General features: G+C 66.4%; 25 protein-coding genes. 21 read left to right on the top strand and 4 right to left on the bottom strand.

Annotation, left to right across the window (positions count from 1 at the left end):
• Positions 1–121 precede the first annotated feature (121 nt).
• Positions 122–298, top strand: coding sequence for an alpha-1,6-glucosidase domain-containing protein (locus RM423_RS20480; RefSeq protein WP_311424901.1), 177 nt, complete (start codon positions 122–124; stop codon positions 296–298).
• 8 nt (positions 299–306) lie between these two features.
• Here the strand turns inward: RM423_RS20480 and RM423_RS25925 are convergent, their stop codons facing one another.
• Positions 307–687 (bottom strand): TetR/AcrR family transcriptional regulator, encoded by a 381-nt coding sequence (locus RM423_RS25925; RefSeq protein ID WP_396327810.1) that lies wholly within the window; start codon positions 685–687, stop codon positions 307–309.
• Positions 688–796: 109 nt separating this feature from the next.
• Entirely contained in the window at positions 797–1,564 is a 768-nt protein-coding gene (locus RM423_RS20475) for an MBL fold metallo-hydrolase (protein ID WP_311424900.1), read from the bottom strand.
• A 278-nt stretch (positions 1,565–1,842) separates the two neighbouring features.
• Between RM423_RS20475 and RM423_RS20470 the strand changes: the two genes are divergently transcribed.
• Positions 1,843–2,361, top strand: coding sequence for a LysR substrate-binding domain-containing protein (locus RM423_RS20470; protein WP_311424899.1), 519 nt, complete (start codon positions 1,843–1,845; stop codon positions 2,359–2,361).
• Positions 2,362–2,369: 8 nt separating this feature from the next.
• On the opposite strand, the gene RM423_RS20465 is transcribed toward RM423_RS20470, so the two are convergent.
• Positions 2,370–3,770, bottom strand: a complete 1,401-nt coding sequence (locus tag RM423_RS20465) for a hypothetical protein (protein ID WP_311424898.1) — start codon at positions 3,768–3,770, stop codon at positions 2,370–2,372.
• Positions 3,771–4,322: 552 nt separating this feature from the next.
• Here RM423_RS20465 and RM423_RS20460 point away from each other — a divergent pair.
• From RM423_RS20460 to RM423_RS20375, 18 genes are all read left to right on the top strand, one after another.
• Positions 4,323–5,123, top strand: a complete 801-nt coding sequence (locus tag RM423_RS20460; protein WP_311424897.1) for a DeoR/GlpR family DNA-binding transcription regulator — start codon at positions 4,323–4,325, stop codon at positions 5,121–5,123.
• Between the two features lie 404 nt (positions 5,124–5,527).
• Positions 5,528–6,886 carry an FGGY-family carbohydrate kinase gene (locus RM423_RS20455; RefSeq protein WP_311424896.1) on the top strand — a complete coding sequence of 453 codons (1,359 nt, stop codon included), beginning with the start codon at positions 5,528–5,530 and terminating at the stop codon, positions 6,884–6,886.
• Positions 6,883–7,566, top strand: a complete 684-nt coding sequence (locus RM423_RS20450) for a histidine phosphatase family protein (RefSeq protein WP_311424895.1) — start codon at positions 6,883–6,885, stop codon at positions 7,564–7,566. The genes RM423_RS20455 and RM423_RS20450 overlap by 4 nt, the downstream gene beginning before the upstream one ends.
• Before the next feature lie 143 nt (positions 7,567–7,709).
• A complete protein-coding gene (locus RM423_RS20445) occupies positions 7,710–8,756 on the top strand; it encodes an ABC transporter substrate-binding protein (protein ID WP_396327811.1) in 1,047 nt (348 codons plus the stop codon).
• An 82-nt stretch (positions 8,757–8,838) separates the two neighbouring features.
• Positions 8,839–9,678 carry an ATP-binding cassette domain-containing protein gene (locus RM423_RS20440; RefSeq protein WP_396327809.1) on the top strand — a complete coding sequence of 280 codons (840 nt, stop codon included), beginning with the start codon at positions 8,839–8,841 and terminating at the stop codon, positions 9,676–9,678.
• Positions 9,671–10,927 carry a sugar ABC transporter permease gene (locus tag RM423_RS20435; protein ID WP_311424892.1) on the top strand — a complete coding sequence of 419 codons (1,257 nt, stop codon included), beginning with the start codon at positions 9,671–9,673 and terminating at the stop codon, positions 10,925–10,927. Before RM423_RS20440 ends, RM423_RS20435 begins: the two co-directional genes overlap by 8 nt.
• Positions 10,924–11,994: a 2-hydroxyacid dehydrogenase gene (locus tag RM423_RS20430; protein ID WP_311424891.1), complete on the top strand. Its 1,071-nt coding sequence runs from the start codon at positions 10,924–10,926 to the stop codon at positions 11,992–11,994. The genes RM423_RS20435 and RM423_RS20430 overlap by 4 nt, the downstream gene beginning before the upstream one ends.
• Entirely contained in the window at positions 11,991–13,493 is a 1,503-nt protein-coding gene (locus tag RM423_RS20425) for an FGGY family carbohydrate kinase (protein WP_311424890.1), read from the top strand. The genes RM423_RS20430 and RM423_RS20425 overlap by 4 nt, the downstream gene beginning before the upstream one ends.
• Positions 13,494–13,693: 200 nt before the next feature.
• Positions 13,694–14,911: an extracellular solute-binding protein gene (locus tag RM423_RS20420; protein ID WP_311424889.1), complete on the top strand. Its 1,218-nt coding sequence runs from the start codon at positions 13,694–13,696 to the stop codon at positions 14,909–14,911.
• Positions 14,912–15,841, top strand: coding sequence for a carbohydrate ABC transporter permease (locus RM423_RS20415; protein WP_311424888.1), 930 nt, complete (start codon positions 14,912–14,914; stop codon positions 15,839–15,841).
• Positions 15,838–16,743 (top strand): carbohydrate ABC transporter permease, encoded by a 906-nt coding sequence (locus tag RM423_RS20410; protein WP_311424887.1) that lies wholly within the window; start codon positions 15,838–15,840, stop codon positions 16,741–16,743. Before RM423_RS20415 ends, RM423_RS20410 begins: the two co-directional genes overlap by 4 nt.
• A 33-nt stretch (positions 16,744–16,776) precedes the next feature.
• Positions 16,777–17,661: an ROK family protein gene (locus RM423_RS20405; RefSeq protein WP_311424886.1), complete on the top strand. Its 885-nt coding sequence runs from the start codon at positions 16,777–16,779 to the stop codon at positions 17,659–17,661.
• Complete coding sequence (locus tag RM423_RS20400) at positions 17,661–18,437, top strand: GntR family transcriptional regulator (RefSeq protein ID WP_311424885.1); 777 nt, start codon at positions 17,661–17,663, stop codon at positions 18,435–18,437. The genes RM423_RS20405 and RM423_RS20400 overlap by 1 nt, the downstream gene beginning before the upstream one ends.
• Positions 18,434–19,207, top strand: coding sequence for a sugar isomerase domain-containing protein (locus RM423_RS20395; protein ID WP_311424884.1), 774 nt, complete (start codon positions 18,434–18,436; stop codon positions 19,205–19,207). The genes RM423_RS20400 and RM423_RS20395 overlap by 4 nt, the downstream gene beginning before the upstream one ends.
• Positions 19,204–20,349 carry an N-acetylglucosamine-6-phosphate deacetylase gene (locus tag RM423_RS20390; RefSeq protein WP_311424883.1) on the top strand — a complete coding sequence of 382 codons (1,146 nt, stop codon included), beginning with the start codon at positions 19,204–19,206 and terminating at the stop codon, positions 20,347–20,349. Before RM423_RS20395 ends, RM423_RS20390 begins: the two co-directional genes overlap by 4 nt.
• Positions 20,350–20,609: 260 nt before the next feature.
• A complete protein-coding gene (locus RM423_RS20385) occupies positions 20,610–20,921 on the top strand; it encodes a hypothetical protein (protein WP_311424882.1) in 312 nt (103 codons plus the stop codon).
• A 448-nt stretch (positions 20,922–21,369) separates the two neighbouring features.
• Positions 21,370–22,047, top strand: coding sequence for a trimeric intracellular cation channel family protein (locus tag RM423_RS20380; RefSeq protein ID WP_311424881.1), 678 nt, complete (start codon positions 21,370–21,372; stop codon positions 22,045–22,047).
• On the top strand, positions 22,044–23,312 hold the full coding sequence (locus tag RM423_RS20375; RefSeq protein WP_311424880.1) for an amidohydrolase: 1,269 nt from the start codon (positions 22,044–22,046) through the stop codon (positions 23,310–23,312). The genes RM423_RS20380 and RM423_RS20375 overlap by 4 nt, the downstream gene beginning before the upstream one ends.
• A gap of 77 nt (positions 23,313–23,389) precedes the next feature.
• Here RM423_RS20375 and RM423_RS20370 read toward each other — a convergent pair whose 3' ends face one another.
• The gene (locus tag RM423_RS20370) at positions 23,390–23,758 is read right to left on the bottom strand and encodes a PGPGW domain-containing protein (protein WP_311424902.1); all 369 of its coding nucleotides are present in this window, start codon (positions 23,756–23,758) and stop codon (positions 23,390–23,392) included.
• Between the two features lie 492 nt (positions 23,759–24,250).
• On the opposite strand from RM423_RS20370, the gene RM423_RS20365 reads away from it, so the two are divergent.
• Positions 24,251–24,673, top strand: coding sequence for a hypothetical protein (locus RM423_RS20365; RefSeq protein WP_311424879.1), 423 nt, complete (start codon positions 24,251–24,253; stop codon positions 24,671–24,673).
• Positions 24,674–24,723: the final 50 nt, after the last annotated feature.

Below are 24,723 nucleotides of genomic sequence, written 5' to 3'. Positions count from 1 at the left end.
CGTCCGCGCCGGCACGGTCTTCGTCAACGGCAAACTCGTCGAACGATCAGAAGATCAACAACCCGTCGCGCCGCCCCTCGAAACCGCAGCCTGACCAAGACCAATCCACAGGTATTGACAATTGCTCTCCCCGAGCGCGACCACCCAGACGGTCGCCGGCACCGCTGGCCAGCATTACCGGCTCAACCGGGTCCAAGCCACCGGCAGCGATCCCATAGTCAAGACCTCGACCTTCAACCGTGCCGCCGGCACCTTCACGATCCCAGCCCGCACCGTCGCCGTCTTCGACCAGCCCTAGCGACTCTTTCATGGGGGACGGCGGCGACCGTCCGAGTAAACGGTGTTGCGGGCCGGACACGCCGGCCGTAGGGAGGGACCGCGTCGCGACCACTCAGGTTTTTGCCGTCGGCAAGGGTAGCGCTGGATCACCGAACCCACTGCCGCCACGATCGTCTCGACGTCGAGGGCGGCCACCTGAGGAAGGCGCACGACGTAGCGGCAGAAAGCCAGCCCGAGGACCTGCGTGGTGATCAGGGCGGCGCGCGCCAGCCGTCCCGTCGTCGGGAGTGACGGTCTGCACCACTCGCTCGAGCTGGTCGTGCACCATGACCCGGACCCGCTCGGCCGCCGCGTCGTCCGTGGCTGCGTTGGCCAGCAGGGCAGGTCGAGGTCGAGATCGGTGGCCACCGATCACGCGCGGCGTGCACCACCTAAAGTTCCCCGTCTCGGATCTGGATGCGAGCAGGGACTGGACCGCCGCGTCCCGGCTGCCGAGCACCTGGACCTAGCGGGTGTGTCAGCCGGTGTGCTGACGCGGTTCCTCGGCCGTGCGGGCGACGCCGACCGCGTCTGAGATGCTGCCCGGCCAGGGTTGGCCGTGGCCGGGTAACACCAGATCGCCAGCAAGCTCTGCCAGCTGGTCCAACGCTGTCCAGCTCCGCTGCCTGTCGTGGTCGAACATCGCCGGTAACCGCTGCGGCCCCGACCGACGTGACGTGGGGTGTCCGGTGACCAGTGCGTCGCCGGTGAGGACCGCGCCCACGCTGGGCAGTTGGAAGGCGGTGTGGCCGGAGGTATGCCCGTGCGTCGGCACGGGCACCGGATGGCCGGGCAAGTCCAGGGCACTGTTGGTCGGGAACGGTTGGGCCTGGGGCACGCGAACGTCGGATGTGCCTCCGGAGCGCGCGGCCCGTACCGCCCACGGCAACACACCCGGGCGCCACGCTGAGGCCACGACGGTACGGACTGGCACCTGTTCGAGGTAGTCGCGCCGTGCGTGGCCGACCTCGATCGGGTCGCAGTACACCGGCGTGCCGTATCGGGAGTGAAAGCGGCCGACAGCTCCAAGATGGTCGACGTGGGCATGAGTCACGAGGATCGCTCGTACGTCCTCCGGCCGGTGGCCGATCAACCGCACGGATGCCTCCACCGACGCGGCATCACCGGGGTATCCGGCGTCGACCAGCGTCAACTCAGCACCATCGCGCAGCAGATACCAGTTGACATTGGTGCCGCGGACGTAGAACACGTCGTCGGCCACCTGCCTGACCTGATTCGCTTTCACCTGTACTCCTCGCTGCGTGAACGCCTGGCCGACCTACTCCAGCGTTTCACGCCAAGGACCTGCCGTGCGTCGCCCGCTGGGCCGCAGCATGGCGCAGCATCTGGCCCACGCGGCGGTCGTGCTCGACGAGGTCGACGCGGCCGAGCGGGAGCTGACCGGCCTGGCCGTCGAGGGCGGGATAGCCCGCCTCGGGATGTTCATCAGCGCCGCCGCCGTCGTCGTGCCGCGGGCCCTGATGGCATTGCGGCGCGCCCGGCCCGACATCGACGTCACGACGCGTGAGGGGACCACGCCGGCGCTGGTACGTGCCCTACGCGCGGCAGACACTCGACGTGGTGGTCCTGTCGTTCAGGCCGCCTTACCGCCCTCCGGACGACGAGAGCCCCGCACTGCGGCTGGAGACCCTCGGCGAGGCCGCCCTGCTGCTGGCGGTGCCCACCACCAGCCCACTCGCGGGCCGCGACACGGTGCAGCTGTCCGAGCAGAGCTGGATCGCGAGCCCGGGCAGCAGCAGCGACCCGCTGCTGGGCGTCTGGCCGGGACTGGCGGGCCGTCCGCGTATCAGCCACACCGCCCGCGACTGGCGGACCGTGCTGTACCTGGTCGCGGCCGGCGCCGGTATCACCACCGTCCCGACCAGCCTGTCGGCCGCCGTCCCCGCGGGCGTCCGGCTGCTCGCTGTCCAGGGCGGCCCCGTGGAGCGACGGCGGATGGTGCTCGCCCGCCTGCCCGGCCCCGCGTCACCGATGGTCGTGGAACTGGCACGCGCGCTGCGCCAGGAGACCGCGCGCCTGTAACCGCTGACTCATGCAAGCGGTGACGTGAGCGTGATCGTGCCGATGTCGTTGCTGATAATTGCCAGCGTCGAGTCGTGCTGGATGTTGAGGCTTGCGAGGTGCGTTGCCCAGACCGGAAGGATGAAGGAGGTCGTTCCGGTAGGAACAGCTATGGCGTATGGATGGTTCGGTTCGAGGGACTGGTGACCGTGGATATTCACTGTCATCGTGGTTGGCTGCTTGGCGTCGACGACGAGGCGAACGTATTCGACTGGTCCTGATTTTCCAGCCGTGAAAGAGACGTGCCTGACCGTGCCGTCGGGCGCGACCGCGAGAGGATCGTCTCCCTGGCCGATAGCTTTGATGTCGGGTGCCCAGAACGGTGAGAGAGTGCTGACCTGGTCGGAGCCGTCCTTGGAACGGTAAAAGATGGGCCAGCCGAGCGTGGTGTCGACCAGGTTGGTCATCCCTGGGCGCAGACCGTGGCTGATCCGATCAGATATTTCATGAGCGTGCTGGCCGTTTGTCCGGCCGAAGCGGTCGGTGTTGGTGCTGTGGGTGAGCGTGATCAGATAGAGCAGACCCAGGCTGACGGTCGCGGCGAGCAGGCGGGCCGGCGCGGTCAACTGGGGTCGGGCGCTTTCCTCTGAGCGGGCCGGCCGTGCTGGATTTGGCTCGGCGGCCGCGTTTTGTGGTTCTCGCTGCCGAGCTCGTCCGCTGGCCGCGGCCGCGGCGGATAGGCCGGCGAGCATGGGCAACGGACAGACATAGCGTGGAGTCCCCGCTGCCAACGGACCGATACTGACTCTGGTAGCGGCGATGGTGGCGGCCAATGCGAGGAAGCTGAAGCCGAAGAAGACCAGCGAAGACCAGCGCATGCGCCGGCGAGCGATCAGCACAAGGATGCCGATCAGCAGGATGGTCGCTGACAGCAGGATGGCCACCCGGTCCGTGGGTCGGACCGGTGAGGCACCGATCCTCCAACCGATCACTGGCGGCAACAGGTCGTGAACCAGCATCACACGCAGGATCTGAAGAAACTGGTCCGAGCTCGGGCGTTCCAGCGGCCGGTACCACGATCGAGATTGGACGTAGAGGTCGAACGCGGCTGATACCACCACGAACGGCGCCAGCGAGAGCGCCACCTGTTGCCAAGGCCGAGCGGTGTGGGTGCGCAGGAAGCACAGCCAGATCAGGGCCAGCAGGAAGGGTTGAATGATCGCTTGTTCCCAGCAGAGCACCGCCGCCGCGGTGCAAGCGACCGCAGCGACCAGTCGGAATGGTTTGCCATAGAAATACCAACGGCAGTAGAGCAATGACGACCCTGCCATGAGTGCGGTCGACGGTATGGCATCGCTGCCGGCGATCCAGGTGCTCGCCTCGAGCAGGATCGAGGAGGTTCCGATCAGAGCCGCGATGACCAGGTGCAACCGGCGAGCACCGAACAGCAGATCAGCGAGGCTCGCGGTGAGATAGGCGATCAACCCAACGCTCGCCGCTAGGACTGCCTCTGCCAATCCGAACTGTGGCGCTCCACCGGCGGCGACCAGCCAGTGCAGCAGGCGGCCGCCGGGCTGGAAATGCTCGTTGCCTATTGGGCTCATCAGTAGCTGGAGACTTAGTCCTGACTGCCGTGCCTGTCCGAGGTTGCGGATGTCGTCGAGGTAGAACCAGCCGCGTCGGGTGAAGAGGAACTGCGTTGCGGCGGCGGCCGCGCAGACGAGCAGAAGTTGGAAGCGGCTGACGTGAGCCATGAAGGGCGCCTTCCGATAGAACATGGTCGAGATCTTCCGTGGCATCATCACCCTCCGGCCATCGGCCGTGGCACCTTCACCAGCGTCGAAGAGCTCATCACAGCGATCGAAACCTACATCGACGCCTGGAACGACCGCTGCGCCGTGAGCGCTGAGCTGAGCCTGGCGCGCTGGCACGGGCGAGGAAGGAGATCGCCGACGATGTCAGGTGGTCTCTAGAGTGTGCCTGTGACCGGTGTTAGTCGTGAGATCAGGGAACGCAGTCAGCCGCTGCGGCGGGAACGGATTCGGCAGCGCGTTCTGGAGCAGGGTTTCGCGCGGTTGGATGAGTTGGCGCGGGATTTTGGCGTGAGCTTGATGACGATGCATCGTGATGTGGATGCCCTCGAGAGCGAGGGTTGGCTGGTGAAGATTCGTGGTGGCGCGACAGCCAATCCGTCTGCTCTGGTGCTGGCGGGGGTACGGGAGCGCGCTTCTGCGATGCGCATGGAGAAGGCGGCGATCGCGGCGGTGGGTGCGCGGATGATCAGGCCTGGTCAGTCGGTCTTTCTTGATGACAGCACGACGGTTCTGGAGTTGGTGCCGTTCCTGGTCGCGCAGCCGCCGATGACGATCGCGACGAACTTCCTCCCTGTGACCAGTGCGGTGGGGGATGTCGCCGGTATCGATGTGCATGTGCTGGGCGGCCGGTACCACCCGCGACAAGAGGCGTGTTTCGGACGTCAAACGATCGAGGCTATCGCGCAGCTGCACGCTGATGTCGTGTTCATGTCCACGACCGCTGTCAGCGACGGCAAGTGTTTGCACCGATCTGAGGAGACGGTGATGGTCCGGCACGCGTTGATGGGGAACGCGGCTCGCAGGGTGCTGTTGGTTGATCACGCCAAGTTCGGGCGCCCCGCGCCGCATCTGTTGTGCGGCGTTGAAGAATTTGACACGGTGATCACCGACGACGGTATCGACGCCGAGGACCTGGCTGACCTTCGCGAGCGTTGCGCCGATGTCCAAGTTGCCTCGCTGAGCGTCTAACTTCGCAATAGTTAACACTGCTGGCCTTCGCCGCGAGCGGTCGGTCTACGCGCACTCCGAAGGCCCGCTACCCACTGGTAGGCGCCTCTGCTGCCGACCCGTCGCATGCTTGCCCCCTTAGACATGCTCTGGAAATCTTTTTATAACAATCAGTGCCTAATCTGTTGCTACTTCTAACATGCTTGCTGTTAACTTTGTCCTCAGCCGGTGATCGCGCTGGATCGATCAGGCCCTTTCTCATCGGGACGGAGTGGTCAGATGGTCGCGTCCACGTCGGTAGGACGACGGATGGGGTTCTGCGGCGTGGACGTCGGCACCCAAGGTGTTCGGGCCGTGATCATCGACGAGGACGGCCTCCAACTGGGGGCAGGAGCGCAGCGCTTTCCGCCGGCCGCCGCGACGGTGTGCTGCATGAGCAGGACCCCGAGAGTTGGTGGTCGGCGCTGGTCGTGGCGGTGCGCGGTGCGCTGGCCGAGGCTGGCGCGAATGTCGAGGTTACCGCGCTCGCGCTGGATGCCACGTCGGGAACTGTGTTGGTCGAAGACGGTGCGGGCAGGCCACGCGGGGCGGCGTTGATGTATGACGACGGGCGCGCAAAGGCCCAGGCTGAGGTCGCGCAGCGGGTGGGGAACCAGCTGTGGGATGCGCTGGGGTATCGCATGCAGGCCGCGTGGGCGCTCCCCAAGGCGATGTGGCTGGTCGAGCAGGGGCTGCTGGGGCGCGGTGATCGGGTGGTGCATCAGTCTGATCATCTGGTCCGGCGCTTGGTCGGTTCACCGGTGGCCACCGACACCTCTCATGCCCTGAAGTCGGGGGTGGATCTGCGGGATGGGACGTGGCCGGTGGAGCTGCTGGCCGAGCTCGGACGCGATGGTGGTCAGCTCCCGGAGGTCGTGTGGCCCGCAACGGTGCTGGGGATAGTCGGGCAGGAGGCCGCCCGCGCGACCGGCCTACCGCAGGGCACGGCGATCCGGGCGGGTATGACGGATGGGTGCGCGGCGCAGATCGCGGCGGCGGCGTTACGGCCTGGGAGTTGGAGTAGCGCGTTGGGGACCACGCTGGTCGTCAAGGGCGCCACCCGCGACCTGGTACGCGATGTCAGTGGAGCGGTGTACTGCCACCGCAGTCCCGATGGTGGCTGGCTGCCCGGTGGCGCCTCGAGCACCGGCGCGGGCATCATCGCTCAGACTTTCCCGAGCATGGACTCGGCGGCGTTGGATGCCTTGACCGAACAAGCACGCCCCCTGGTACCGGTGGCGGGTGCGACTTACGCGCTGGCCGGGGTGGGGGAGCGGTTTCCTTTCGTGGCACCGAACGCACGGGGGTTCATCGCGCGCGAAGCGGTCAGCGACGCGGCCCGGTTCGCGGCGCTGTGTCAATCGATCGCCTACATCGAGCGGCTGTCTTATGACGTGCTGGGTTGTCTGGGGGCGGACGTATCCGGGCCGGTGTCATTGTCCGGCGGGGGCAGCCGCAACGCCTGGTGGAATCAGCTGCGCACTGACGTCCTGGGTCGAGCGACGCTGGTCCCCGAATCGGTGGAGGCCGCGACCGGCATGGCGGTGCTCGCCGCTGCCCCAGCGGGCGAGCTGGCCGCCACCGCCGAGCGAATGGTCCGCATCGGGCAGCGGTACCTGCCGGATGAGACACGGGGGCAGGCTCTGCAGGCGGGTTATCGACGGTTGTTGGAGGCCTTGGTCGAGCGGGGCTGGCTCGCTGCTGATGTCGCCGATCGCGCGCTGGCGCACGGGTTCCGGGCATGAGCGGCCCGCGCGAGGACGGCGTGCGGGTCCGCAGCGTCACAGCGGGCACGACTCACTTGGCGTTGGCCCGACACGGCGAGACGGTGTGGCATGCCGACAACCGTTACGCCGGCGGATCCAGCGACATTGACCTGACCAGGCTCGGACGTGATCAGGCTGCGGCGCTGGCGGCGTGGACCCGTTCCTACGCACCGGCTGCGGTGATCAGTTCCCCGGTCCGCCGGGCGGTGGAGACAGCGAGCTTGAGCGCTGCCGCAGCAGGGGTGCCGTTGCAGCAGGTGGAGGATCTGCGGGAGATCGACTTCGGCGTAGCCGAGGGCCGTACGGTCGAGGAACTCCTCACCGATGACCCGGAGATCGTAAGCAGCTTCCGCCGCGATCCGGTCGCGCATCCCTTCCCGGGCTCGGAGCCCCCCGAGGTCGCCGCGCGGCGCGCGGCCGCGGCGCTGCGGTCGATCGCCGAGCAGCACCAGGGCGGCAGGGTGTTGGTCGTTGCCCATAACACCCTGCTGCGGCTAGGGATGTGTGTGCTGCTGGATTTGCCGGTAGCCCGATATCGAGACCTCTTCCCCAGGTTGGACAACGCCGCGATCAGCGAGCTGACGGTCCCCGTCGACCCTCAGAGGACGGCCTCGCTGTTATCGCTGAATGTGCACCTGGTGGGCAGGCCGTACTCGTGACCCAGTGGCACATCCATTTCGAACGTAGTGGGCGCGTTGGCCCGCCGGGCACACAACGCACATGACAGTTCAGTGACTGAGGAGTCAACATGAGATCAGCAGTAGGCAGGAAGACCTTCACCACCGTTGCCGTTGTTTCGGTGATGCTTGGTGGGGCTGGGTGTGCGAAGAAGACCGCCAGCTCCAGCGGCGGCAGCAGCAGCGGCGGATCGGGTGCTAGTAGCGCTAAGATCGCGTTCCTGATGCCGGATGAGGCCTCGACCCGGTATGAGCAGCATGACCACCCTGGTTTCGTAGCGCAGCTGAAGAAGGACTGCGCGGGCTGCACGGTCCTGTACAACAACGCCAACGGCGATGCCTCCAAGCAGCAGCAGCAGTTCAACTCCGCCATCACCCAGGGTGCGAAGGTCATTGTCCTGGACCCGGTCGATTCGACCGCCGCGGCGTCGTTGGTGAACACCGCCCAAACCCAGGGCGTCAAGGTGATCGCCTATGACCGTCCGATCCCGACGGCCAAGGTCGACTACTACGTGTCCTTCGACAACGAAAAGATCGGCACCCTCATCGCGCGGTCACTGGTCAGCGACCTGAAGAAGTCCCCGATCCCTGCGGGCAGCGGCATCCTCGAGGTCAACGGATCCCCGACCGACGCCGCCGCCGGACTGATCAAGAAGGGCATCCACGAGGGCCTGGCGGGCAGCGGAGTGACGACACTGGCCGAATATGACACCCCGCAGTGGGATCCGGCCAAAGCGCAAGCCTGGGTCAGCGGCCAAATATCACGCTTCGGCCCCAAGATCCTCGGTGTGGTCGCGGCCAACGACGGCACCGGCGGCGGCACGATCGCGGCGTTCAAGGCCGCCGGTGTGAAGAGCGTTCCACCGGTGACCGGCAATGACGCGACGACCGCTGGGTTGCAGCTCATCATCGCTGGTGATCAGTACAACACGATCTCCAAGCCAAGTGAGATCGTGGCAGCCGCCGCTGCCGATGTCGCCTACGGGCTGGTGCAGGGCAAGAGCCCCACACCGCAGGCGACGCTGTTCAACGCGCCGAGCCAGCTGTTCACGCCCGTGGTGGTCACCCAGGTCAGCCTGAAGACCGACGTCGTGGACAAGGGCATCGCCAAGGCCGCGGATCTGTGCACCTCGACCTACGCCGCGGCCTGCACCAAGCTCGGCATCTCCTGACCCTGACAGCAGGATCGGCCGCTCCTACTTCCCCTTTGTCCCACCGAACGAGTCTGTCCAACCGAACGAGTTGAGGATCGTTATGTCTTCTGCGGCGTTGACCCAGCCCGACAGGACCAGCAGTACGGTGCTGAGCCTGCGGGGTATCACGAAAACTTTCGGCGCGGTCAACGCGCTGACTGATATCGACCTCCACGTCGGTCAGGGTGAGGTGGTCGCGATCGTCGGGGACAACGGCGCGGGCAAGTCGACTCTTGTCAAGGTCCTTGCCGGGGTTCACCGCGCTGACCACGGCACGATCAGCTTCGACTCGAACGAGGTACATATCGCCGACCCGAGCGCGGCCATCGACCTCGGGATCGCGACGGTGTTTCAGGACCTCGCCTTGTGCGAGAACCTCAACGTGGTCCAGAACTTGTTCCTCGGCCGCGAACTCACGCCGTGGCGCCTGGATGAGGTGCAGATGGAAACCCGGGCGTGGGAGCTGCTCGGCGAACTGTCGGCGCGTATCCCCACTGTTCGCATCCCGGTCGCCTCGCTGTCCGGCGGTCAACGCCAAACCGTGGCGATCGCCCGTTCGCTGCTCGGCCATCCCAAGGTCATCATCCTCGACGAACCGACCGCCGCCCTGGGTGTGGCGCAGACCGCGGAAGTTCTCGACCTCATCGAACGGCTGCGGGAACGCGGCCTCGGCGTGGTCATGATCAGCCACAACATGGAAGACGTCAGAGCGGTCGCTGACCGAGTCGTGGTCCTGCGCCTGGGCCGCAACAACGGCGTATTCGACGTCGCGACCGTCTCTTCCGAAGAAATCATCGCCGCCATCACGGGCGCCAGCGACAACGCCGTCACCCGCCGCCGTCATCGGCGCACCGAACGAACCCCGGACCCGGCAGTGCAGGAAGGCCCCGACCATGACTGAGCTCAATATCCCAGCCACGAAGCAGCGGGGCCTGGACCAGCAGGACGAACGCGTCCGGCAGCACGTCGGCGCCCGTGGCGCGATCACCTCGTTCCTGACCCGCGTCCGCTCCGGCGACCTCGGGCCGCTACCGGTCATCGTCGGCCTCATCGTGGTCTGGACCGCGTTCCAGATCCTCAACCCGGTCTTCCTGTCCGCCGACAATCTGGTCAACCTCGCCCTGGAATGCGTCTCCGTAGGGGTGATCGCCCTAGGCGTGGTGTGCGTACTGCTCGTCGGCCAGATCGACCTATCCGTCGGCTCGGTCAGCGGCCTGACTGCCGCGATCCTCGCGGTGCTGTTCGTCAACCACCACTGGCCCGTCCTGCTGGCCATCCTGGTTGCCATCGCGATCGCCTGCGCCATCGGCGCCCTGTACGCAGTGTTGTTCAACCGGTTCGGCATGCCCAGCTTCGTCGCGACCCTGGCCGGGCTGCTGGCCTTCCTCGGCCTGCAGCTCTACATCCTGGGCACCGTCGGCTCGATCAACATCCCCTTCACCTCCGCACTGGTCGGCTTCGCCCAACTCGACTTCGTGCCCCCGCTGCTGTCCTACATCCTCGCCGCCCTCGGCGCGGCGGCGGTGTTCCTCAGCGGCTATACCCTCGCTGCCCGACGCCGCAGAGCCGCCCTGTCCGCCAGCTCGATCCAAGCCATCCTGGCCCGCACCATCGCCGTGCTCGTCGCACTGGAATTCGTGACCTGGTACCTCAACCGGGGCCGCGGGGTGGGGTGGATGTTCGTCTTCTTCGCCGTCCTCGTCGGCGTACTCAACTACGCCCTGACCCGCACTCAATGGGGACGATCCATGTTCGCCGTCGGCGGCAACGTCGAAGCCGCCCGACGCGCCGGCATCAACGTCCGCGCCATCTATGCCTCGGCGTTCATCCTCTGCTCCGGCCTGGCCGCGGTCGGCGGCATCCTCGGCGCCGCCCGACTCGCCTCAGCCAACCAGAGCAGCGGCACCGGTGATGTAAACCTCGACGCGATCGCCGCCGCGGTGATCGGGGGTACCAGCCTGTTCGGTGGGCGCGGCAACGCCTTCTCCGCACTACTGGGCATCATCGTCATCCAGTCGATCTCCAGCGGCCTCACCCTGCTCAATCTGTCCTCCTGGTTCCGGTTCATGATCACCGGCCTGGTCCTGGCCCTCGCAGTCGCGGTCGACTCCTTGGCCCGCAAGTCCCGCGCCTCCCACGGGCAAGCATGACCACCGCCGCCCAGCCCCGCCGGGTCCTCTGTGCCGGGGACCGGTTCATCACCGCAGACTCCCTCGCCGCCGAAGCCACCGCCGCATTCGGGCCTGCGACAGAGATCATCAGACACGCCTCGGCGTGGCCCGACGTGCCGTTCCGCGTGGTCGACGGAGTCCGCGAGGCAGCCGGTGATCCCACCGAGCTCGCGGCGCTGGCGAGCGATGCCCACGTCATCCTCACCCACCTGGCGCCGATCACCGCGGGCCTCTTCCAGGCAGCCCCCGCGCTGCAGGTGGTCGGTATCACCAGGGGCGGCCCGGTCAACGTCGACCTCGCCACCGCCACCGCGCACGGCGTGCCGGTGGTATTCCTGCCCGGGCGCAACCTGGGCGCGGTCGCCGAGTTCGTGATCGGCGCGATGATCAGCCTGACCCGTAGCGTGCCCGCCGCCTCCCGAGGCCTCGCCGCCGGACACTGGGATTCCAAATACTTCCGCTACGAGCTCACCGGACCCGAGCTGCGCGCGGCGACCGTCGGACTCGTCGGCCTCGGCGCGGTCGGCGCGCGAGTAGCCCAACTACTCACCGGCTTCGGCGGCCGCGTGCTCGCCTATGACCCCTACGCCGACCCCACTACAGTCCAGGCACTGGGTGTCGAACTCGTTCCGCTGGCCTTCTTGCTGGGCGAAAGTGACATCGTCAGCGTCCACGCCCGCCTCAGCGAGGAAACCCGCAAAATGTTCGACGCCGACACCTTCGCCCGGATGCGCCCGGGCGCACGTTTCATCAATACCGCGCGTGGCGAACTCGTCGACCAGGCGGCGTTGCTCGCGGCCCTGGACACCGGGCACCTGGCCGGTGCCGCGCTGGACGTCTTCGACCCCGAGCCACCCCAGGCCTCCGATCCGCTGCTGGGCCGCCCCGATGTCCTACTCACGCCGCACCTGGCCGGCGCGTCCCGCCAGGTCGCGACCGAATCCGTGCAACGCGTCACGGCGGAAGTCGCGGCTTTCCTGGACACCGGCGTACTGCAGCATTGCGCCAACCCGGACTGGCAGGCGCGCAGCCGACACCGCTCATGAGCGTCATCGGGCTGGATCTGGGTACCTCCCGCGTCAAAGCGGTCCGGTTCGACTCAACCTGGCGGGCGGTCGACACCGAAGCCGAAACGACCATCGTCCAGCGCAGCCCAGCCGGGGAATGTGAGCAGGACATGGCCGCGGTGTGGGCGGCAGCCGCTCGCGTCATCCACGCTGTCGCCGCCCGCAGCCCCGACGGAGTGGACCTGCTCGCCCTCACCGCCCAAGGCGATGGCTGCTGGCTCGTCGACGCCCACGGCGAACCCCTACGACCGGCGATCTTGTGGAATGACAACCGTGGTAGCGCGATCATCGACCAATGGGACCGCGACGGACGCCTGGAACAAGCGTTTCGGATCAACGGCTGCTGGGGCGCCCCCGGCCTGGCCCACGCCCAGCTCCGCTGGCTAGACCACCACCAACCCCACACGCTGTCGGGCGCGTCCCGCCTGCTCAGCTGCGGCAGCTGGATCTACCAACAACTGACCGGACGGCAGGTGCTTGAGGTATCCGACGCGGCCAACCCGTTCCTGGCGGCCCGCACCCGAACCTATGACCCGACCCTGCTCGACCTGTTCGAGCTCGTCCAATATCGACGCCTGCTGCCCGAGCTGGTCAGCGGCCCGGACCGGGTAGCGCCCCTCCTCGGCCACCGCGCGTACGACCTCGGTCTGCCGGTGGGCACCCCCGTGGCACTCGCGCCCTATGACGTGGTCGCCACCGCCCTCGGCACCGGCACCCTGCACGCCGGGGAAGCCTTCGCCGTCCTCGGCACCACCCTCTGCGTCGGCATGATGGCAGCCGACCCGGCGCTGAACCGGACCCCGAACGGGATGACATTGCCCGGACCGACCACAGACAGCTGGCTCCTTGCCTACGCGACCCTGAATGGCACCGAAGTGTTGAACTGGACCGCTGCGACCCTCGGACTGGCCGATGTCACCGAACTGCTGAGCCTGGCGGCCACCGCGCAACCCGGGGGCCAACCGCTGATGCTGCCCTACCTCTCTCCAGCCGGGGAACGCAGCCCATTCCGCGATAGCACCGCACAAGGCAGCCTGCACGGACTCACCAGCCGCCACTCCCGCGCCGACATCGCCCGTGCCGCCCTCGACGCACTTACCCTCGCCGTCCGCGCCTGCCTGGAAGCAGCCGGCCGGCCGCAAGGACTCGCCTTAGCCGGCGGCGGCGCCCGCAGCGAACTCTGGAGCCAGGCGATCAGCGACGCCACCGGCCTACCTGTCACCGGACCCGACACACCAGAAGTCGGCGCCCGGGGAGCTGTCCTCACCGCCGCGGTCGACGCCGACATGATCAACTCACTCGACGACGCCGCCGCCGTCGCCATCCGCCCCGGCCGCACCTACACCCCGAATCGGGATGAAACCGAACGCTTCAGCATGCTCTATCACAACTTCCAAGCAGTCCACGCCTTGAGCACCCGGTACAGCCTAGGCACCGAGCCGCGTCGATCGCGATCACCCCTAACCAACTGGGGATGAGTCTCAATCGTTATTTATAATGTCGATGTAATGTCATAACATTCTAACCGTTGCCCTAGCCACCAGCGGATTGAGGAGAAGGCATGCCCGCGAGACGGAAGCTCTCAGCACGGATCGGTATCGCAGCCGTCGCTGCGGCTGCCATGGCGGTGACCGCGACTGCCTGCTCGAGCAGCAGCTCGAGCTCTAGCGCCGGCAACGTGACGATTACCTACCTGACGCACTGGGGGCCGGCCCAGGTGAAGCAGCTCGAGGCGGTGGCAACTACCTTCCACCAGGCGAACCCAAAAATTACCGTCAAGTTCCAGGCGGTCCCGTTCGCGAACCTGCTCAGCACAGTCCAGACACAGGGCTCGTCCCCGAACGGCCCGACAATCTCAAGCGTCTACGACCTTTGGTTGCCGGCACTCATTCAGAACGGCACCGCGGCCAAGGCCCCTGGCGATGTCGCATCCTCGGTCGGTAAGGATTGGCCACACAACCTGGGCGCTGATGTGAGCCAGAACGGGTCGACCTACGGCATTCCCAACGAGGTTGATCTCTACGCCCTGAACTACAACAAGGCACTCTTCGCTCAGGCCGGGATCCCGACGCCGCCCAAAACTTGGGACGAGCTCGTCACGGACGCTGCCAAGCTCACCGACAAGTCCAAGGGGCAGCAGGGCTTTGGTGTCATCACGAACTGGGCCGCCGGCGTCGACCACCCGTTCCTCTCCCTCGCGGCCTCGAACGGCGGATCATTCCTCAACGCCGATCGGACCAAGTCCGAGCTCACCTCGCCGAAGGTGGAGGCAGTCGCCGACCTGTACACGCAGCTGATCAAGGCCGGCTCCACGGTGCCGTCGATGAGCGCGGCGAACGCCAACACGACCGGTCCGTACATGGACAACTTCGCCAACGGTAAGACCGCCATGATCATCATGGCGAACTGGTGGCAGAGCGCTCTCAAGCAGACGATGGGCGCCAAGTTCTCCAACGTCGCCACGGCGCCCGTCCCGATGGGGCCGTCAGGAACGAAGTCATCGAGCATCTCCTACTCATGGCTGACGATGGTCAATGCGCACGCCAGCTCCCAGAAGCAACAGGCCGCCTGGCAGTTCCTCTCCTACCTCAACGGCCCGACGAGCGGTAAGAGCGGATCGTCGGCGATGGGTGACATCCTGCTCGGCCAAGGCATCCTGCCCAGCCGCACCTCGGACCTGTCCGCGCACAAGTCCGATCTCTCGGACCCGTTCATCAAGACCTACGTCGACGGTATCGCGGATGCAACACCGTTCCCGACCGCGGTGGGCGGTGCCCAGGCGAGCGACGCGCTGCAGACTAGTGTCGAGAACCTCATTTTCGGTCGCTCGTCGGCAACCGCAGCCATGAGCGCGGCCGACTCCGGCGTCACATCGGCCCTTCAGGCAGGCAAATAGGTGACCAGCGTGCCCCTGGTCGGCAGGGGCGGTGGCGCGATGTCGCGCCACCACTCTTCGAGCAGGCACGGCTTCGCCGCCGTCGTCTTCTTGAGCCCGGCGGTGCTACTCATCGGCATCTTCGTCCTGGTGCCGATGGTGCTGACACTGTGGATCAGCTTCCACGCCGGCACTATCTCGACGCCACTACGTGACATGACGTGGACAGGGCTGAAGAATTATCGCAAGATCTTCACCAGCGACACCAACATCAAGGCCTTCGAGAACACCGGAATCTATGTCGCGTTGAGCCTGGTCATCACCGTCCCACTGGCCTTCCTCATCGCGCTGCTGGTGTTCACACCACGGCTGCGCGGACGCTCGGCGTTGCGGGTCCTCCTCTTCAGCACCTACGTCATCCCGACCGTCGCGATCGTGATTATCTGGAGCCAGCTGTACTCGCCGCAGTACGGTCCGGTCGACGTCGCGCTGGGCGCTGTCGGGCTGCCCTCTCCGAGCTGGCTCAGCAGCCCGAACGCGGCCCTCATCTCCCTGGTTATTTTCAATGTCTGGCAGATGATCGGTTATTACGTGGTGCTGCTCGTCGCTGGCCTCACCCAGATACCGCAGGAAGTCTACGAGGCCGCCGCCATCGACGGCGCCGGAAGCGTGCAACGGACGGCTCACGTGACGATCCCGTTGCTGCGCAACACCTTTGTCTTCGTGGGGCTGATGACGGTCATCAACTCGGTGCAGGTGTTCGATCCGATCTACCTGCTCACCCAGGGCGGTCCGGCCAACTCCACACTGACCATCTCCTACGACATCCAGCGCACCGTGGTGCAGTACGGCCTGGCCGGACAGGCCAGCGCGATGGCGACAAGCCTGCTCGTGGTCATCGCAGTAGTGGGCGGCATCGTCGCGCTGGTGATCCGTGGACGTGTCCGATGACCGCCGTCAAACCGGCTGCGGACGGAAGCAGCACCAGTAACGCCGCCACGCCTGACACCGGCGGCACCAGAACTGGCCGACCTCGCCGGCTGGGTCGACCGATGCTGTACCTCTGCATGCTGATCGTCGGCGTGACGACACTGTTCCCGCTGTACTGGTTGGTCATCTCGAGTCTGAAGACGCCGAGCGAGTCGTCGGCGATCCCCATCACCTGGTGGCCGCACCACATCAATTGGAGCGCGTACAAGACCGTCTTCCAAGTGGTGCCGTTCGGCCGCTCATTCCTGAACAGCTTGTTCGTGACTGTCATCTGCAGCCTCAGTGTCACCGCGACCAGTCTGCTGTCGGCGTTCGTTTTCGCCAAGTACCGCTTCCGTGGGCGGGACGGGTTGTTCTGGCTGCTCGTGCTCACGATGTTCCTTCCTCCCATCGTGACGATCGTGCCGCTCTACAACATGATGAGCAGCCTGCACCTCAACGACTCCTACCTCGGGTTGATGCTGCCGTGGCTGGCCAACGCCTTCGGCATCTTCCTCATGCGTCAATTCATCAGCGACATCCCCGACGAGTTGATCGAGGCCGCGCGCATCGACGGCGCCGGTGAGCTGCGTATCGTGGTGCAGATCGTCACGCCGCTGCTCAAGCCACCACTGGTCACCCTGCTGGTGTTCACCACCGTCTACTACTGGAACAACTTCCTCTGGCCCCTGACGATTCTTCAGTCGCAGGAGAAGTTCCCGATCACGGTGACGTTGGCCCAGTTGCTGTCGTACAACACGACCGTTCAGTATCAGAGCGTCGTGATGGCCGGAGTTCTCATCGCCAGCCTGCCGACGCTCCTGGTGTTCCTGCTCGCCCAACGGGTATTCGTCGCAGGCATCGCGAGAAGTGGCGTGAAGTAAGTGGTGGGGGACTCGTATCGCGTGGGCGTGGACGTGGGTGGCACCCGCCTGCGTCTGGTCGCACAGAGAGCGAGTGATGGCGACCGCACCGAACCGGTCGAGGTGCCGGTACCGCGCTCGGTCGAGGCCATGGTGAACACCATCGAGCGGCTGGTCCAGGAGGTCACAGGCGGGGCCAGGATCACGGCGCTGGCGGCGGGCCTGCCCGGTCATGTGCTCGGCAGTCGTTGCGTGTGGGTGCCCAACCTGCGCTTCCTCGACGGTGTCGAGCTCGGTGAGCTCCTGACCCAGCGCACCGGTGTGCCCTGCCAGCTGATCAACGACGCCCAGGCCACCCTGGTCGCCGAGGCGACCGAGGGCGCAGCCAAGGGGCTTTCCGATGTTGTGCTGATCGCCGTCGGAACCGGGATCGGCGGCGCTTTCCAGGTCGGCGGTCGGGTGGTTCGTGGGGCGCACGGTTGTGGCGGCTCCTTCGGCTGGCTGCCCTTCCCGTTCTCGACGCGCGACGATGACCACGGCCAATGGGAACGCGTCGGCGCGGGCATGGTCCTGGAGGAGCTGGCTGCGCCGTGGGGCGCCACGGCCGATCTGCTGGCCGCGGCTCGTACCGGAGACGCCGAAGCCTGTCGGGTGGTATCCGGGTACGCGGCAGTCCTCGGCCAGGGAGCGGCCGGTTTGGCGAGCATCTTTGACCCCGACGTCATCGTGTTCGCCGGTGGGTTGGTCAGCGCGTTCGACCTGTTGGCCGAGCCAATGGCGGCGGCCGTCCGCGCGCACGGGTCTCCTGCCGGCAGCACTGTGCAGGTGGTGGCCGCCGCCCTGGGCCGCTCGGCCGGCGTAATCGGCGCCCTGCGCTGGACTGAGGAATCGTCCTGGACTGTCGACGGGCGTCCGGCCCACGGAAATGGAAACCACTGATGAGCGGTCCCGCCGACAAGCCGTTCCGTCGGGTCGACCCGTCCTCACCGATCCCGTACTACGTGCAAATTTGTGAGTTTCTGCGTTCGCGGATCAAGTCCGGAGAATGGCCGCGCGGCGCCCAGATCCCAACCGAGGCAGAGTTGTGCAAGGCCTACGACGTCAGCCGCATCACCATCCGGCAGGCCGTCGCACTGCTGGAGCGTGACGGGCTGCTGGTCCGCGGTCGGGGTAGGGGCACTTTCGTGCGGGAGCCGAGCCTGACCGCCGCGCCACGTTCGGTGTCCTCCTTCTCCACCGAGCTGCGAGATCTCGGTATGAAGGCCGGCTCACGCATTCTGGAAACGGGGACCGTGGCCGCGGCACCTGAGATGGCGGCCGAGATGGACCTCGAGGTCGGCAGCGAGCTCATCAGCTTGCGCAGGCTGCGCACTGCAGACGACCGGGTGATCGGAGTGCAGGACACGTTACTGGTGGCGTCCCGATTCGCTGGGCTGCTGGATGTGCTGCACGACGGCACGTCGCTGTATGAGGTGATGCAGGACTACTACGGCGTCCTTGCCACCGGGGCGACGGAAGTTTTCGGAGTTACCGGTGTCAAGCGCGAGGACGCCAAGCTCCTGGACTGCAAAGTGGGGCAGCCCGCCTTCGAGGTCACCCGGGTGACCTTTGACGACCACGGCGTCTTTGAGCGGACACACAGCGTCCTGCATGGCGACCGGTACCAGATCAAGATCGCGCTACAGAATGCGCGACGAACGAAGGGAATGCAGTGAAGACAACTCCGGCGTACACGAAGGCGATCGTCTCGCTTCTCGACACATTCGCCCAGACGCAGGACGACGTGCTCGACACGGTCGCCCAGCAGTGTGCTGAGACGATCCAGAACAAGGGCCTGATCCACCTGTTCGGCAGCGGGCATTCGGTGATCCCCACCCTGGAAGCATTTCCCCGCTACGGCAGCTTCGTCGGGCTGTACCCGCTCAATGACCCGCGCCTGATGTGGCACAACGTTCTCGGCCCCGGTGGTGTGCGCGAGCTGCTGTGGCTCGAGCGCACCGAGAACTACATCGACAAGTTCCTTGACCACGAGCCGCTCGACACCGGCGACGTGGTAATCATCTTCTCGCACAGCGGCAAGAACGCGGCCGGAATCGACGCGGCTCTCTACGCGCAGAAGAAGGGCCTGTTCGTCGTGGCGGTCACCGCGAAAGCCAACCTGGAGACTGCTGGACCGCACTCGTCGGGCAAGCGGCTCGCCGACATCGCCGATGCCGTCATCGACACCGGTGTACCGGTCGAGGACGCCGTGGTGTGGGTAGCGGGTTGGGACCGGCCGCTGGGCGGGTCGTCCACCGTGATCGCCTCGATCGTGAGCCACGAGATCATCTGCCGGACCGGCACGGTGCTGGCCGAGGCTGGTGTCACTGTGCCGATCTTCGTCTCCCCGACGGTCGCCGGCGCCTCGGTCTCATCGAACGACGAGGTCTTCGCCGAGCACGCCCGCTACGTCCACGCCGCTCGCGGGCGCTGCCTGCCAGAGTGAGTCCGCGCGTCGATCCGTTGCCTCGGCGGCTGGGCGTAGCCCGCTACTTCGACGGCACCCGGCTACACCCCGGGGACGTTGAAATCACGGGTAACACCGTGAGCCGGGTCGGGCTGCCCCCTGGGCCGGATGGTCTCGCTGCCCCCGGCTGGATCGACCTGCAGGTCAACGGCTTCGCCGGCGTGGACGTCCTCCACGCCGGTGAAGCCGAGCTGCGGGCGATGGCCACCCGGCTGGCCGCCACCGGGGTCACCGCTGCGCTGCCGACTGTGATCACCGCAACATGCGCGGACACCGCTGCGGCCGTCGGGGCGATCGACGCGGTGTGTCGCGCTCCCGAACCTAACGCGTCGCGGTTCCTTGGTGCGCATCTGGAGGGACCCTTTCTGTCTTCCGCCTTTCCGGGAGCGCATCCGACACCACTTCTGCGCACTTCGAGTACCGCCCTGCTCGAGCTGACTGCGCTGCCCGGGGTCGCGATGACGACGCTGGCCCCGGAACTGTTCGACGATGCCACCATCACAGCGGCGGCAGCATCGTGCGTGGTGAGCATCGGGCACAGCGACGGGACCGCGACCCGTAGCCGGGAGGCCTTCGCCGCGGGCGCTGGAGCGCTCACCCACGCCTTCAACGCCCACCGGCCGATCCGCTCACGTGACGCCGGTCCGCTGGGCGCCGCGTTGACCTCACCGCACGCGGTGCTGACCGTGATCGCTGACGGGATTCACGTCGCGACCGAGAACCTGACGGTTCTGCACCGCGCCGCCCCTGGCCGCTTGGCCCTGATCACCGACTGCACCGTCGCCACCGGCCTGCCCAACGGCGATTACTCATTCGGCGACCTCTCGGTCACCGTGGCCGACGATCGGGCAATGCTGTCAGACGGCACCTTGGCTGGCAGCGTCGCCACTCTGGATCACTGCGTCCGTGTCGCGGCGGCGACGTGGGGACTTGAGGTGGCACTGGCAGCCGCGAGCCGCATCCCCGCCGAGCTTCTCGGCCGATATGACCTCGGCCAGCTGGGTGCAGGCAGCATCGCCGATCTCGTGTGTTTGGACGACGATCTGCGGGTCGTGGAGACCATCATCGACGGAAACACGGCCTGGGCGCGTCATAAGGAAAAGTTACCCGCATGCAGATAATCACCACAGACAAGCGGGAGCAGTCCGGCTCGCCGCCGACGTCCTCACCGACCTGTTCACCGCGCGCGGCTGCGTAGTCGTCGGCCTGGCCACCGGCTCCACACCGAAGCCGCTGTATGCCGAGCTGAGCCGCAGCTACTGACAGGTCCTTATCCAGAGGGAGGGGACCGGCTAATCAAGACACCTGATGTGGAGCACGGCGACCAGCTATTCGGTTACGCTCGGTCTAGGTCGTTCGGCCCGCAGAGCACCCTGCGGTGGTGGTCATCTCCCGAGGCAGGCAGATCATGGGTAAGTTTCTCTCCGGCACACTCTTTGGAATCGGTGCGGCGTCCGCTGTCACCTGGTTGACTCGGCGGTTGGACTTCGTCATGGTCCAGGATCAGATGAAGCAGCAGATCCAGGCCAGGTGGGACAGGGAAGCAATCGACCGGGCGCTGGTCAACGCCCGGGCGGTGGTCGTCAATGTCCGGCCGCGCCGTAGATCCTCTGAGCCGAAGGACGGCAGCCGTCTCGACGGCACCGAGTCATCCGCTCCGGAGGGCAACCTCGAGAGCCCGACCATCGTTTAAGACGCTGTTCGTGGTCGGGAAAATGGCCGCGACTGGTTTGTCCTGTTCAATGCTGCTGTCTGAGCCTGTTCGGCACCTGGCACGGCCAGATGTTGAGCCCAGGTGTAGCTGTTGGTGTGGTCGTCTGCGGCCCAATCTCTGCGGCTGAGCTCCGTCGCCCGCCGCGGTGCGCCGCGGTGTTCGTGTCGCCCTCTGGGCGTGTTGGTGCGAAGGCGGTTCACGTACCGGATCTCGCCGTCGCCGCTGGTATGACACGCCAGCGCCGGGCTCCGGTCGCGGACCGTCCAGCTGCTCGCTTCCTCCTGGTTCTGTGGCGCGTCCGGAGCACCTGAAGCGCGGTGCAGGTTGCGGCGCTCGCCCGTCCCTCCGGGCGGTTTCGTGCTGCTTTCGTAGGGCTATGGTCGTGCTGCGACCGATCAGCCGGCTGATGCAGGGGGAGAGGCGTTTCATGGCCGAAGTCTCCACGGTGATTCCCGAGCTGCTACGCGCGCTGGATCTAACCGGCGTCCTGGCTAATGCATTGCTCGGTGGCGTCGTGGCCCGCCAGCACCGGCTCGATCCGGTGGGTTTCGGGGTGCTGGCCATCTTGTCCGGTCTCGGAGGCGGTGTGATCCGTGACGTGTTGCTTCAGCGCGGCACACCAGTGGCCCTGACTGACTTCGCCTACCTCGTGATGGCGCTCGGTGGCGCGGCGGTCGCGTTCCTCGTCCCGCTCGACGGACGGGTTTGGCAGCGGGTCTTCCCGCTTGTCGACGCTCTTGCCCTCGGTTGCTGGGCGGCGTCGGGAGCCCAGAAGACGCTGCTGGTCGGGCTGGGCTGGCTACCGGCGGTGCTGCTGGGGACGGTGACCGCTGTGGGGGGTGGCGCGGTGCGCGACGTCGTGCTGGGTCGACTTCCGAGCATTTTCGGAGGCAACACGCTTTATGCGACCTGCGCGCTGGCCGCCAGCGGCCTCCTGGTCATCCTCCACGTGAACAGCCTGACCAGGGTTGGACCGCTGATCGCCACGGTGTTCGGGGCGGCCCTGTGCTTGCTCGCACGGTGGCGCGGGTGGATGCTGCCAGAGGAGGTGTCCTTGCGTCGCACCGGCAGCGGCGCGGGCAGTTCCGGAGAGGAATCATCATGACAGCTTCGGCATCGACAACATCCGCGGTGCTCCAGGGCCTGGGCGCGGCGCGTGGCTGGTTGGAGGACGTCTACCGAGATCTGCACCAGCACCCGGAGCTCTCCCACCAGGAACAGCGAACGGCGCGAATGGTCGCCGAGCGGTTGACACAGGCAGGTTATGAGGTTCACGAGCGGATCGGCGGAACCGGCGTTGTGGGCGTCCTCCGTAATGGTAACGGAGCCACGGTGCTGATGCGCGCGGACATGGACGCACTGCCGGTGCTGGAGGTGACCGACCTGCCCTACGCGAGCACCGAAACGGTCACGGACAGCTCGGGCACACAGGTGCCTGTCATGCACGCGTGCGGCCACGACGTCCATGTCACCTGCCTTCTCGGAGCCGCCCACCTACTCTCCGAGAGCACACAGCAGTGGAGCGGCACCGCCGTCGTCCTCTTCCAACCAGCCGAGGAAGTCGGTGACGGAGCGCGCGGAATGAGCGAGGACGGGCTGGCCGACATAATCCCGCACCCGGACGTCGCCCTGGCGCAGCACGTACTGCCCTTCCCCGCAGGAGACGTCGGCACGCACCCCGGGGCGTTCCTCTCCGCGGCCGACAGCATGCGGATCACCGTCCACGGACGTGGCGCCCACGGCTCCATGCCGCAGGCGGCGGTCGACCCGGTGGTCATGGCCGCCATGATCGTGGTCCGCCTCCAGACGATCATCTCCCGAGAAATACAGCCCGGAGAGTTCGCCGTGGTCACGGTCGGCAGTGTCCAAGCGGGAACAAAAAGCAACGTCATCCCCGACCACGCCGTCATCGAGCTGAACATCCGCACCTATGGCGACCAGACACGCGAAGCCATCATCTCCGCCATCAAACGAATCGTCACCGCCGAGTGCCGCGCCTCGAACTCACCTGAAGAGCCCGAGTTCGAGATCTATGACCACTTCCCACTGACGACCAACGACGAACAGGCAACCGCGCGGACCGCCGAAGCGTTCGCAGCCGTATTCAGCACACACGCCACACCGATCGATCGCCAGACCGCAAGCGAGGACTTCAGCGACATCCCGACCGCGCTCGGGACCCCTTACACATACTGGGGAATCGGCTGCATCGATCGGGACCTCTATGCAGCGGCCAAAAAGGCCGATCGCATCTCTCAAGACATCCCGGTCAACCACGCAGCCAACTTCGCGCCGGTCATTCAACCGACACTCGACGTCGGCACCACCGCCATGGTGACCGCCGCGATGGCGTGGCTGGGACAGACGTAGTAGTCAGACCGACATGATGGACGCGCGGATCGTCGACCTCGGCGATCGGATGCTGCTGGTGGGTTCATGGACTGTCCTCAATGTGCCTGCGTTTGCTGGTATCGGGCCCAGCACGATGAGATGACAAGGAACAGCCCGCCGGCTATCATGAGGACGGCGGTGACGGTGTTGAGCAACGGCAGGTCGGCGAAGATCTCGGTAATGCCGACCCCGAGTAGGACGAGCCCGCAGGCGACGGATCCGAGGGTTAGGAGGCGGCTGGAGCCGGTCCGTTCCACTCCTTGCCGGGCTTGGTGCTTGGCCCAGCCCACGCTGTTGCGGGCCCACGTGTATTGGGTGCCGAGGAGGGTGAGACCGGCTGCGCACAGGACCATGCCAGGTCCGGGGAGGACGAGGCTGGCGATGCCGGCGAGCAACAGCAAACCGCCGACGACGGTAACCGCCATTCGTTTCACGGGTGATCACCTGTGTCGCACCCAAGCGCGGGATAGTTGGCGATGTGTGCCGGGCTCAGTCGCACGTCTGCCTCCGTAACCGGTTGGTGACGACGTCGCCGGCGTGTTGTTGGGCTGGTCGCAGAGTAGCGGACGTAGCCACTGCACGGTCGGGTCGGCGTCGATAAGTATGGCCTTCACGGACAGGGTGAGCGGGACGGCGAGCAGCGTGCCGAGAGGTCGATGATCAGCGTCCAGAAGGTGAGGGGTGAGCCTCACCCACATCATCGATCCCCGCGTCACTCCGGACGCGGGACAACGGATTCACTCGTACAACTGAGTGGAGGCCCCATCTCTGGGGCCCCTGCTGTCTCAACCAGCGTGTCCGAGGGGGATCAAGCCCGCTGGCCCACCGTCGCGCTCCGGGCCGATCTGTGGCTGCCGTAGCCGTACAGGCCTGTAGCGCAGGTGACGCACTGCACTACGAAGAGGTAGACTGCGCTCATGAGTACGCCGCTGTCTATCCGATTCGAGGCACGCCTGCTCGAACGGTTGCGCCGCCGCACACAGTCGACGCCTGGAGCCACCCCGTCCGGGTTGGCTCAACGCCTGGTGGATGAGGGCCTGCGGATGGCCGACCACCCCGGCGTCGTGTTCAAGGACGGGCCGAGCGGGCGACGGGCCGCGCTCGCGTTCGGCCCGGACGTGTGGGAAGTGATCAAGGTGCTGCGCGAGCTCGATGAACGGGGCGAACCGGCCGTGGCTGCGGCAGCGGAGCTGCTGGCGTTGCCGCCGGCGAAGGTGCGGGTGGCGATGCACTACTACGCCGGCTATCCCGAGGAGATTGACAGCGAGATCGATGAGAGTGACCGCGTCTCGGCGGAGGCGGAGCGCGCCTGGCATGTCGAGCGGCAGCTGCTTGCGTGAGCGTGGAACTGCTGCTGGATGAGATGCATGCGCCCGTCGTGGGGGCGGGG

The sequence above is a fragment of the Jatrophihabitans lederbergiae genome (assembly GCF_031845305.1).
In the GTDB taxonomy this organism is placed as follows: domain Bacteria; phylum Actinomycetota; class Actinomycetes; order Mycobacteriales; family Jatrophihabitantaceae; genus Jatrophihabitans_A; species Jatrophihabitans_A lederbergiae.
This window is presented reverse-complemented; position numbering and strand designations above follow the sequence as displayed.